The sequence below is a fragment of the Halomonas sp. CSM-2 genome (assembly GCF_002119345.1).
Lineage (GTDB): Bacteria > Pseudomonadota > Gammaproteobacteria > Pseudomonadales > Halomonadaceae > Vreelandella > Vreelandella janggokensis.
Genome location: NZ_NBYR01000033.1, coordinates 1 through 10978 on the forward strand (window position 1 = coordinate 1; position 10978 = coordinate 10978).

Annotated in this window: 8 protein-coding genes and 3 pseudogenes; 5 read left to right on the forward strand and 6 right to left on the reverse strand. The window is 58.4% G+C overall.

Features of this window, described 5'->3' with window-relative positions; genetic code table 11:
* Positions 1 to 148: 148 nt before the first annotated feature.
* A complete protein-coding gene (locus B7L15_RS18615; protein WP_085920401.1) occupies positions 149 to 1294 on the reverse strand; it encodes an RNA-guided endonuclease InsQ/TnpB family protein in 1146 nt (381 codons plus the stop codon).
* A 182-nt stretch (positions 1295 to 1476) separates the two neighbouring features.
* Here B7L15_RS18615 and B7L15_RS18620 point away from each other — a divergent pair, with 182 nt between their 5' ends.
* A complete protein-coding gene (locus B7L15_RS18620; RefSeq protein WP_254902991.1) occupies positions 1477 to 3072 on the forward strand; it encodes an IS1182 family transposase in 1596 nt (531 codons plus the stop codon).
* Positions 3073 to 3346: 274 nt separating this feature from the next.
* On the opposite strand, the gene B7L15_RS18625 is transcribed toward B7L15_RS18620, so the two are convergent.
* On the reverse strand, positions 3347 to 5692 hold the full coding sequence (locus tag B7L15_RS18625) for a putative inorganic carbon transporter subunit DabA (protein WP_085920396.1): 2346 nt from the start codon (positions 5690 to 5692) through the stop codon (positions 3347 to 3349).
* Complete coding sequence (locus tag B7L15_RS18630) at positions 5689 to 7284, reverse strand: NADH-quinone oxidoreductase subunit L (protein WP_176243731.1); 1596 nt, start codon at positions 7282 to 7284, stop codon at positions 5689 to 5691. Before B7L15_RS18630 ends, B7L15_RS18625 begins: the two co-directional genes overlap by 4 nt.
* Positions 7285 to 7413: 129 nt before the next feature.
* Between B7L15_RS18630 and B7L15_RS18635 the strand changes: the two genes are divergently transcribed.
* Positions 7414 to 8301: a LysR family transcriptional regulator gene (locus tag B7L15_RS18635; protein WP_085920398.1), complete on the forward strand. Its 888-nt coding sequence runs from the start codon at positions 7414 to 7416 to the stop codon at positions 8299 to 8301.
* Positions 8302 to 8317: 16 nt separating this feature from the next.
* Here B7L15_RS18635 and B7L15_RS18640 read toward each other — a convergent pair whose 3' ends face one another.
* Both B7L15_RS18640 and B7L15_RS19915 read right to left on the reverse strand, forming a co-directional pair.
* Complete coding sequence (locus B7L15_RS18640; protein ID WP_254902992.1) at positions 8318 to 9064, reverse strand: flavin monoamine oxidase family protein; 747 nt, start codon at positions 9062 to 9064, stop codon at positions 8318 to 8320.
* Positions 9034 to 9405, reverse strand: coding sequence for an NAD(P)-binding protein (locus B7L15_RS19915; protein WP_254902993.1), 372 nt, complete (start codon positions 9403 to 9405; stop codon positions 9034 to 9036). The genes B7L15_RS18640 and B7L15_RS19915 overlap by 31 nt, the downstream gene beginning before the upstream one ends.
* Here B7L15_RS19915 and B7L15_RS18645 point away from each other — a divergent pair.
* From B7L15_RS18645 to B7L15_RS18650, 3 pseudogenes are all read left to right on the forward strand, one after another.
* A pseudogene (locus B7L15_RS18645) lies at positions 9400 to 9696 on the forward strand (AAA family ATPase); the annotation flags it as partial. The gene B7L15_RS19915 and the pseudogene B7L15_RS18645 overlap by 6 nt on opposite strands.
* A gap of 50 nt (positions 9697 to 9746) precedes the next feature.
* Positions 9747 to 9917: pseudogene (locus tag B7L15_RS19920) on the forward strand (IS256 family transposase); the annotation flags it as partial.
* 176 nt (positions 9918 to 10093) lie between these two features.
* Positions 10094 to 10330, forward strand: a pseudogene (locus B7L15_RS18650) (transposase); the annotation flags it as partial.
* A 151-nt stretch (positions 10331 to 10481) separates the two neighbouring features.
* On the opposite strand, the gene B7L15_RS18655 reads toward B7L15_RS18650, so the two are convergent.
* The coding region (locus B7L15_RS18655; RefSeq protein WP_085920400.1) for a hypothetical protein at positions 10482 to 10978 on the reverse strand (497 nt) is incomplete at its 5' end.

The following is a 10978-nucleotide window of genomic DNA, read 5'->3' on the forward strand; positions in this document are numbered from 1 at the left end:
AGCAGGCGATGTCTGAAAAAGCGCGAACTGCCTGTCATCGGGTGTGGGCATGCATGCTGTCGACACGGTAAGCTCTCAGGCAGATAGAAGGTTCATGTTACGGCTTTACCCCTTTCGCGACACCCTCTAAAGGAAGGGGATTCCCAATTCACCGAGAACAGGACACGGAGACTGACCCCATGCCGCTTACATTCTCTCCAAGGGCTAACACCGCCAGCCCGGCGGCTTTAATGTTGGTCGCGGCGTTGTGGTCGCGGTCATGGTGTGCGCCGCATTCGGGGCAGTCCCATTTCCTGACCGACAACGGCAGCGACGACAAGGTATGCCCGCAATCCGAGCAGCGTTTGGTGCTGGGGAACCACTGGTCAATGGCGATCAGTGAGCGCCCGGCCCATTCCGCCTTGTACGCCAACTGGCGCACGAACTCGCCCCAGCCTGCATCGGCAATGGCTTTGCTCAGGGAAGGGTTACGGATCATGTTTTTCACTTTCAGGGATTCGACGCAGATCACTTGGTTCTCGTTAATCAATCTGCGGGACAGCTTGTGCAAGTTGTCCTGTCGGCAATCGGAGATTTTGGCGTGAAGTTTCGCCACCTTCATCCGGGCCTTGGCGCGGTTGGCCGAGCCGAGCTTTTTCTTGCTCAGTCGGCGCTGTGCCTTGGCCAGTCTGGCGGCGTATTTCGCAGTATGGCGGGGATTGCCGACCCGTTCACCCTTGTCAGTGATAAACAGGTCTTTCAGACCCAGATCAATGCCGGTCATGTTCGGTGTGACAGGCAGTTTGCTGGGCTCGAACTCGCACAGGCAGCTCACAAAGTAACGGCCTGCCGAGTCCTTGGAAACGGTCACGGTGCTGGGATTGCCGGGCAGCTCACGGCTCCATCGAATGTCCAGCGGGGTTTTGCTCTTGGCCAGATACAGCTTGCCGTCCCGGTATTTAAAGGCCGAGCGGGTGAACTCCGCCGACTGGCGGTGCCGCTTGCTCTTGAATGCTGGGTACTTGGAACGGCCTTCAAAGAAATTCTTGAAAGCCGTTTGCTGGTGGCGAAGGCATTGTTGCAAGGGTACGCACGACACCTCAGACAGAAACGCCAGCTCAGGATCTTTCTTGAGTTCGGTCAGCCGGGCGTTAGCGCCGACATAGCCGATTTTTTCCTGGCGCTGATAAAAGGCATCGGTACGCCAGCGCAGTATGGCGTTATAGACAAAACGCACACAGCCGAAGGTCTGAGCCAGCAGCTCAGTTTGTTCGGGCGTCGGGTAAAACCGATATTTATAGGCGCGTTTCGTCATGCGCCACATTTTAGTATCATTTCTGTGAAGATGGCAACCAACTTAAAACGGAGGAGCGGGAACAGGGGCGGCTGACGCCGCCGCGCTATCCCTCCCCGCCCTAAAAGAGGGTGTCGCGAAAGGGGTAAAGCCGTAACATGAACCTTCTATCTGCCTGAGAGCTTACCGTGTCGACAGCATGCATGCCCACACCCGATGACAGGCAGTTCGCGCTTTTTCAGACATCGCCTGCTTCGCCTCCTCCATCCTCCCGCGTAACGGCTGGCTCGTCAGGGCGGCGTTTTCTACGAGGTGACGCCACGGCGATTTTCCTGGGCATGACACCGCTTGAAGATCATCTGCGGCAGTCAGGGATTCGTGCCCCTTTCGTGGTGGCCGAACTGCTGGATGCCCAGGACTGGACACCCTTCGAGGATCGATATGCCACCACAGGGCGCGCACCCTATGCGCCACGAGCTATGATGGGGTTGATTCTCTACGGGATCATGCAGGGGGTCTCATCGCTGCGCGCGTTGGAGCGGCTGGCACGTGTGGATCTGGGTGCTATGTGGGTGACCGGAGGCATTGCCCCCGATCATGCCAACATCGGACGCTTCATCTGCCTGCATGAACAGGCGCTGTCACAGACATTTTTCGAAGCGCTGACACGCACCGTTCTCGCCAGGACCGGAACATCGACAGCCTGCCTGGCGGGTGACGGAACCGTGATCGAAGCGGCCTGCTCTCACTATCGTCTGCTCAAGGAGGAGGCCGTGCGTGCTCGAGTCAGTCAGGCCCGGATCGGCCATCAGCAGGCTCTTCCGGAGCAACAGGACGAGACTCAGCAGCAGCTGGATAGAGCGCACGCCTGTGAACAGGTGCTTGATGCGAGGATCGCGGCACGACGGCGCCATGGCAAGCGTACCGATACGGTTCGTGTCAGCCTGACGGAGCCAGAGGCCGCCATGCAGCGACAGAAGCGTGGACGCGGTTTTGCGCCGGCTTATACGCCCTCCGTCCTTGCCAATGAGGCACGCATCATCGTGGCACACGCTGTGGATCCCTCGAGCGAGACGCGGGTGGTGGGTGAGCTGATCGATCAGAGCGAGCGCGTGGAACCCAAGATCCCACGTGAGCTTCTGCTGGATGCCGGCTATTTTGATGATGGCGTTATTAACGCGACACTGGCGCGTGATGTCAGCCTGCTTTGCCCGCCCAGGCCCAGCACCACTGACAAAGCGAAGGGCCTGTATCATAAAAACCTATTCACTTACGATGCCGAACAGGATGTTTACTACTGTCCAGTGGGGCAGCGGCTTCAGCGCATCAGTCATATAAACGCGTCGGTACGCTCGCGTGAGCAAACGGTGTATGCCTGCAATGCCTGCGAGGACTGTCCGCAACGGATTGCTTGTACCCGTTCGGTCCGGGGGCGCCGAATCAAACATTACCCGGAGGACGAGGCACGCCTGGCATTGCAACAAATCATGACCCACCCGGGAGCCCAAGCGGTCTTCCGGCAGCGAAAGGCCATGGTCGAGCCAGTGTTTTCAGCGCTACGTCAGCAACAGGGACTGTCTCGCTTCCGGCGCCGTGGGCTGGCGGGCGTTAAACGCGAGTTTTCCTTGCATACCCTGGCTTACAACCTGGCTCGCGCTGTAGCACTGAGCCTTTGTCATCATCTCTGGGATCGGTTGTGGAGATGCCTGGGATTACCTTACCTAGCAACAAAGAAAAAGATCGCGCCTGCCAGGGCGTGCGTGATGATGTCGTCCAGCCATCGACATCGTTCTGTATAGGTTTTGTTTTGAGTCGTTAGGAGATTTGCGACAACCTCTTTAGGGCGGGGAGGACGTCAATGTTAGCATCCATGCGCCACCGTTTACGCGGTGACGCTGTTTAACTAGCCAGCTCAGAGCGTATCCTCTAGAAGTTATACGCCATCCGCAACTCAATTAGGTTTAAAGGGACTCGCCTGTCCTTGCCATTGTCAGTGTCGTTATGGGCGCAGATAACGGTGAACTAGACCTGCGCCCAGTTTTTCACTCCTGATAGACGATATTCTGTTTGCTCTTACTGGTAAGGCACGATAACAGGCTGCCAGCCTTCCGGCGAATAGCGCTCTAAGCCGTTATCCCCCATGCGGGTGAGCCACAGCCAGCGGTGATTGATTAAATCTGCGATCACCGGCTGGCGTTCAATAATCGCCTCAATGCGCGCTTTGGGGGCGTCGATCACCACCGTTAAGCGCAGTGGTTCGTGGTGGAGTTTCTCGCCATCACGCAGCGACTGCTCCGGTAGGCCAATTCGCAGTTGGGGCGAATTCCCCTCAATAACGCCCACATGGCCCCCCACCACCGAATGCAGCAGCTTATTGCCAGCGCCGTACAGCCCAGGCACCACGGTAGACGCGTAGTACTGTAGGTTGATCCAGCTGGCCACCAGCATCGGTGCCATCATCAGCCCTTCCAGCACCTTGCCTTCCGAATCTTGCTCGGGGTGGTAGTCGTGCAAAAACGTGCGCCCATCCAGCGCTTTCCCTTGGGTGCGCGCCCGTGGCGCTAAAATAAGCGCCGCGTTATTTACCAGCCCCCACTCAGGCCGGGGTTGCGACCAGTCGGCACCGCGCATGGCCAGGGTTTTCAGGCGTTCAATGTGGTCGGTGCCACCCACCCCAAGGGCTGGTGCCCGCTCTAGACGAGTGGCTTCGCCCGCTACGCGTACCCCGCTGTCAAACTCGGCGAGCGCATCTTCTAGCACTTCGGGCATTGATTCCTCACGGTACACATGCACGCGATCGGTGAGCGTACAGTGCGTAGCTGCCAGCACATGAAAAGGGCTGGGCAAGGCGACGCCCGCCTGTCGAACGGCCTGCTGAACCTCCGGGTCGTTCAGCAGCGCCGCGGCCACCCGCGCATTCATGCCGCCACCCTGCCCGCCACAGGCGCCGCAGGTTAGCCCGGCGTGATGGGGATTATTTTCGCTTTGCGAATCGTGGCCCACCAATACCAGCAGCGATGCTGTGGGGGTTCCCAGCAGTGTCAGCAGGTTTTTCGCCAGCGCTACTTTTTCATGGCGGGCGATTGGTTCGCCGTCGTAGGTGTGAAACAGCCCGGCGGGCGCCTCGCACTGGGGCACGGTTGCCTGCTTGCGCAGGCTGTCTTTAATCAGTTTCCAGCCCCAGGCAATGCCGGTCGTCTCCACCAGGGTGAAGGTTGAAAGCGGCGCGTACTTTGCGTGGCGCACGCTTTGGCGCTGGCTCTCTTTTTGGTAGCGCTGAATCCCCCGCTGCTGGGGCTGCAATGAGCCCACCCGATACGTCGGTTTTAACAGCCCCGGTACCCGTGGCTGGGCGCGCTCAGGGCCAGTCGCGGCATCCGCCACCGGCATAGCGAAGAAACCCGCCACCCCTAGCGTGGCCACGGTAGGCGCGGCCTGCTCTAAATGGCGACGAAACCGCTCAGAACGCACATCAATACAGAACGCGGCCTGCACTTTTGGAGTGGAGACAGGCTCGGCACTCGGCATGGCAAGGGTGTTGGCTAGTGCACGTTGGTAGCCCAGCTCATAGGCGTGCTGCCAGCACCACAGCGCTTCATTGGTTGCAGTGGCAGCTTCCTGCGAAGACCACTGGGCAACCCAGTCACGTCTCTGGTTCACATCCAACTGATGAACCGCTAACCACTCCCACGCCAGCACCATGGCAGCCAGCTGAGTAATACCGGCGACCGGCTTTTGGTGGACGGTGTGCCAGCCAATCCCTTGGCACCAAGAGGCCCAACCGTTCACCCGTAGCAGCAGCGTATGGGCCAGCACTTCAAATGCTTCCGGGGTGAGCGCCCAATCTGCTGCGATCTGATCCATAGCCGCCTGGGGATCATCAGGCAGCGCTTGTAACGCCTGACGCTGCGCCTTGGGCCAGCGCAAATCATGCTGTGCTGCACGCTTCCAAAAATGATACAGCGAATCACCCGCTTGGCTCGCCCAGCGCTGCTGATGGTGGTCGAAATAGCTCGCACAGCTCTCCGCCAGCGGCTCAAACCCATCGTGCGCTACCAAAGTATCCCAGGCGCTACGCAGCGGCGTTACCGGCTTGGGCGGTGTTGCTAAATAGCTCACTAGGCTCTGCTGGGTATAGGCGTAGCCGCCCTGGCTAAGCGCCTGCTGCAGGTCTTGTGGGGTAATCCGGCCTGATTCCCAGGCGTTGCGATAAAACTCAGCGGGCATGGTCATGGCCTGCCCGGCCCGGCGGCTGAGCGCTTGGCTCACCTGCTCAATGGGCTGATGCTTCAGGCCCCACCAGGGGTTGACCGCAATCCACTGGTCTAGCGGCCACACCGGGGCAATGGCGTCGGTCGCACGGCTCAAAGCATCGCGGTACTGCTCTAGTGATGTGTCCACGGCAACGGGCTGACTCATGACCACTCTCCTTTTAAACCAGGGGCAAGCGATGAAGGACGCGACCAGGCACGAATGGGGGCTACCGCATCTACCGCACGCTGAAACGGCAGTGCCAGGTAAAGCCCTTGGCTAAAGTGAACGCGCCAGCGGGCTACCCAGGCAGCCTGAGGAAATAGCGTCACGGCTCCTGCGGCCAGCACTAGGCTTACCAGCATCAGTGTGCCCAGAAGGCCTGCCGTGAGTGTTAAAGGCGTGTAGGCGCTGGGCAGCGCCGGTGCCAGCACGCTGTGTAGCAAGGCATACAGCGGCACTAGCGCCAGTGCCATGCCTACCAGCGCTAAACGCTTGGGTTTGGCGGTGCCCACCGGCATGCCCAGCAGCGTGCTGCCCACCGCTAAGCTGAGCAGAGCGCCCAACAGCGGGTTATGACTAACCAGAGAGGGCCACATCATCAGTACCATCGCCGCGACGGCGGCCGCAGGCAGCGCGAGGGAAAGCCGCTGACGCAGCGGTGCAAGCGGTAAACGCTCACAGCGGGCGGCGCGCACGGTACGGCCAGACGCCAAGAAAGAGTGCGCTTTATACAGCGAGTGCGCCAGCAGGTGGGCCAGCGCCAGGGTGTACGCCCCGACGCCAATTTCGAACAGCATAAAGCCCATTTGCGCGCAGGTAGACCACGCCAGGGCATGCTTGACGGACGTTTGGGTCAGCATCGTCATCACCGCAACCAGCGCGGTAAAACCACCCACGGCAATCAGCAGGTAGTGGCCCAGCGTTAGGCCATCAAACACCGGGAACAAGCGCAGCCACACAAAGCCACCCAGGTTAATCACCCCCGCATGCAGCAGCGCGGAAACCGGCGTAGGAGCTTCCATCACTTTAATCAACCAGCCATGCATCGGCACCTGGGCACACTTACACAGCGCCGCGATGGCCAGCGCCACCGAGGCGGCCTCCACCTGCCAGTTGCCGGAGGTAGCGGCGGCTGCGGCAAACAGCTCGGGTAATTGAAAGGTGCCGAAACGGGCATAAAGCAGCGCCACTGCCGCGATTAGCGCGGCATCTCCAATACGGCTTACCACAAATTTTTGCCACGCTGCTCGCTGGGCTTCCACACGCTCAGGATAAAGCGTCAGCAGATGGTGCAGCGCCACGCTCACGCCCACCCAGGCAATCAACATCACGACCAAGTGGTGGGTAAAGACCAGCAGCATCACGCTTGCCAGCACCACTAAACACCAGGGTAAAAACCGACGCTCGCCACGGTCGCCCTTTAGATAGCCTTCTGCAAAGCGCAGCAGCACCGTGCCTAACAAGCTGATGAGTAGCGCCATCCACACAGCCAAGCCATCTGGATACAAGCCCAGCGGCTGAGCGGCTTCTGGCAGGCCGGTGGGTACACCCAGCGCATCCAGTACCAGCAGCCCACCCACTGCTAAGCTTGCGACCAGCGCGCTTGCCGTTAACCAACGGCCTATTTTCCAAGCGCGCTGCAGCGATGCGGGCGCGCTGGCCCGCGCGCTGACGCCCGCCATCACTAACAGCGAAACCGGGACCAATAACCACAGCGCTAGCAGTGATAGCACCATTATGTCGACGAAATTTGGCATAGCCCTTCCCCTTTGTCGTGTGAAAACGACTATGCCGCGCTCATTACTATATAAAAAATAGTTTATTTTTGATAAATCGTTCTTTAAAACAGAACGTATAGCCAATACGCTGCCTGAGGTTCCGCCGCTATGAAGCTCAACTACCATCATCTTTACTATTTTTGGCAAGTGGCTAAATCAGGCCACTTGACCCGCACGGCGGAAGCACTGCACGTGTCACAGTCGTCGCTTTCCCAGCAAATTCGCCAGTTAGAGGAGCGTTTGGGCCAAGCGCTGTTTATTCGCGAAGGGCGGCAGCTGCACCTTTCCGAAGCGGGCAGGCTGGCGTTTGATTACGCGGAAACCATCTTCACCCAAGGCGAAGAGCTGAGCGCGCTGTTTGCTGAAGGCGGCCACGCCCACCGCGAAGTGGTGCGCGTCGGGGCAGTCGCCACACTTTCGCGCAACTTTCAGGAGGTGTTTGTGCGGCCGCTGCTGGGCCGAGACGACCTGGATTTGATACTGCAAAGCGGTGGCATGGATGATCTGCTAAGGCGGCTTTCTGCCCACAAGTTAGACGTGGTGCTTTCTAACCAGCCCGTGCGCGGTGATAGTGAACACCCCTGGCGCTCCCAGCGGTTAGCGCGCCAGCCGGTGAGCTTGATTGCAGCGCCCCACCTCTCGCCGCCCCCCGCTTTCCCCAAAGGCTTAAGCGGCCACGCCTTAATTCTGCCCGGGGTTGAAAACGCCACGCGCCACGCCTTTGACCAGCTGTGCAGCCACTACCGGCTAACGCCCAAAATTGCCGCCGAAGTAGACGACATGGCGATGATGCGCCTACTGGCGCGGGACACTCAGCACATTGCCGTTATGCCACCTGTGGTGGTGCGCGACGAGCTGCACAACGGCACGCTAAAAGATTACGGCGCGCTGCCCGGCGTATGGGAGGAGTTCTACGCCATTACCATTCAGCGCCGGTTTGAATCCCCTAGCTTAAAAGCGCTGCTCACGCGCTCTGGTGAATCGCTGCTGGATTAGCGCTTGGCACAGCGCCCTACTTCGCCAATACATCTGCCACGCCGCGCTCGGCGGCTTCAATGGCACCTGCCAAGTAACCGGCATACTGCTCGCCCCACTCGCTGCCAATGCCGGTTAAGCAAGGCTGCCAAGGCCCATCGGCAGCGCGAACGGGCGGTGCCATGCCATGATGCTCGCTAGGTTGTTGATCGGCGTGGGTAGCGGTGAACGATTCCTGCGCCCAGTCTTTAATCACATCCCGCGTTGGGTTAGCCGCTTCAGGGCCAAACAGCCTGGCGAGCTGTGCACGGCAGTGCTGGAGCAGCGTCTCATCGTCAATCTGCGCCCGTGCACTGGCAGGTAAGCTAAAAAAGCCAAACAGCGCCCCCTGGCCATCCGGGTGAGACGCATCATGAATTTCACCCAGCGGGCCGATCAAGCTACGCGCCTCTCCCGAAAGCTGTGCTTTTCGCCAAAAAGGCGTGGCATACAGCGCCACGTACTTACCATGGGGCGCCATCCAGGTAGCGGTATTGGCCCACTGGTGAGTAAGGCGTTGTGGCAGTGGCGGTGAACACGTTATCGCCTGTGCCGCCAACCTGGGCGGCACCGCCAACAGCACGTGTTGCGCGGTGTAATGCTGCCCGCTAGCACACGCCAGTGCCACATTGCCATTGCCGGTGAGCGACATAGCCTGAACCGCCTGCCCCGTGTGAAGTCGCGAAGGCTCAACACGCTGGCGCAACGCATCTATCAATGCCTGCATGCCGCCTTGCAGCCGCATCGAAGGCGGCTGATTCGCAAAGCCCTGATACGCACAGGCAGCATCTGGTGAGAGCGCTCCACCACCATATCGCCGGTTTCATACTGGGCAAACGACACAAGCCCAAGCGACTCCACCAGCGCCCCCAGCGCGTGCTGAAACCCCGGCCAAAACCACGAAGGCCCCAGATCAAACGCCTCAGAAGCACGGGCCTCATCAGGCAACAGCGACGCAATACGCCCACCCACTCGCTCCCGCGCTTCCAGCACCACGTAATCGGTGATGCCCCGCTGTTCCAACAAATAAGCGGCATACAGCCCCGCCAGTCCAGCGCCCACGATGGTGATGCGTGTTGTGTGCATGGCAAATCTCACCAGTTAGTTCGTCTAGAACATGCCCGAGAAGAAGATAGTTTTAAACGTACTAAAACGCCGTTGATTGAAAAGTTGGCGAACCAGAACAAATACTTCGTTCTCTCCCGCCCGCGCTACTTTGATAAAACCCCGCTGTTGAATACCTTAGGCTGCCTGTTTGAGGGCCGCGAAGCGCTGTTTGACAGGTTATATATTCACGATAAGTGGGGCTGGCAGCAGCGCCACCCGGTAGTGCGCTTAAGCTTTGGCAGCGGTGTGATGCAAAATCGCCAGGAGCTGGATGTACGTATCCGTGACCAGCTACATACGGAGCGCGAGCGCCTAAGGCTAACCTACGCTCTCGCGACACCACCTTATCGATGGTGTTCAAATTACTCCAATCCGCCCAAAAACGCTGGAAGCGGATCAAGGGGTTCGACCAACTGAAGCTGGTCGTGGACAACGTCCAGTTTCGGGATGGAGAGCAGGTGGATGATCAAACTGGCAGAGACGCCGCCTGATGGTCATACACCAGATTTGACAATAACTCCCAAAAACGCTGGAAGCGGATCAAGGGGTTCGACCAACTGAAGCTGGTCGTGGACAACGTCCAGTTTCGGGATGGAGAGCAGGTGGATGATCAAACTGGCAGAGACGCCGCCTGATGGTCATACACCAGATTTGACAATAACTCGGTATGAAGCCCGTGATAGCTCAACGTGATATGCATCGAAGAGCCCGTCCTGGATTACCAAGACGGTTTGATAAACATAAATATCGGCAACGCAATGCAGTAGAGCGCTGCTTTGGTTGGCTGAAAGAGTTACGCCGAATCGCCACACGATATGAAAAGTTAGCCAGTAGCTTTAGAGCGATGGTATGCGTCGCGTGCATCGACCGTTGCTTGCGAGCCAACTTTTCGTACAAAACCTAGGTAAGCAAATTGCTTGTTGCTTGCCATATTTGAAAATCGGCACGGTCGTCATGAAAACCTCCTTTTTGTTCTTGATAGTGGTTTGTCGCAGGTATGCCCGTGATGGTTATCAAAAGCGTACTTTGATCTTTGACGGAAAACCGACTCCCACCTACTTGTTAACATGTCGGTCATCCCGCTCGCCCAGTACACAGTACCATCGCTCTTCTTCTTCCTTGCGTTTAGCAATCGCGGCCTGCATGGCGTCATCAGAAGAAGCATAGCGGGATATGTCAGTGCCATAGCTAAATTGGGCGCTGCGTTTTTTTCGCGAGCCGTCGGCTTTTAACTCATACCATGCTGCAATCCATGCGGTTGATCCTGATGGGCGTTCATATTGATAGACACCCGTTATCGGACCTGCAGGCCGTTGATGGTGCCTTGCGACCGAGCGAGCCTCGACAAGCAGTAACTCCCTCCAGCGCTTTTGGCCCCAGACCTCAATACCGCGCTTGTCTCTATACGCGATACAGCACTCAAATGTATCGTACTCATTGGGCAATCGAGCTATCGTTTTAGACTCAGGTCTGCCAGAAGGTCTCGGCACGCGGACAATGGGGTTGGCGTGACTACGTGGCCATGAGACATATTTGGCGCTCTCCCATAGTT

What these genes read in the sequence shown, in the direction of transcription:
- B7L15_RS18640 (WP_254902992.1), bottom strand. Translation starts at nt 9,064, where the DNA reads ATGCGGCTGCAAGGCGGCATGCAGGCATTGATAGATGCGTTGCGCCAG.
- B7L15_RS18620 (WP_254902991.1), top strand. Translation starts at nt 1,477, where the DNA reads ATGCCCACACCCGATGACAGGCAGTTCGCGCTTTTTCAGACATCGCCT.
- B7L15_RS18615 (WP_085920401.1), bottom strand. Translation starts at nt 1,294, where the DNA reads ATGACGAAACGCGCCTATAAATATCGGTTTTACCCGACGCCCGAACAA.
- B7L15_RS18630 (WP_176243731.1), bottom strand. Translation starts at nt 7,284, where the DNA reads ATGCCAAATTTCGTCGACATAATGGTGCTATCACTGCTAGCGCTGTGG.
- B7L15_RS18635 (WP_085920398.1), top strand. Translation starts at nt 7,414, where the DNA reads ATGAAGCTCAACTACCATCATCTTTACTATTTTTGGCAAGTGGCTAAA.
- B7L15_RS18625 (WP_085920396.1), bottom strand. Translation starts at nt 5,692, where the DNA reads ATGAGTCAGCCCGTTGCCGTGGACACATCACTAGAGCAGTACCGCGAT.
- B7L15_RS19915 (WP_254902993.1), bottom strand. Translation starts at nt 9,405, where the DNA reads ATGCACACAACACGCATCACCATCGTGGGCGCTGGACTGGCGGGGCTG.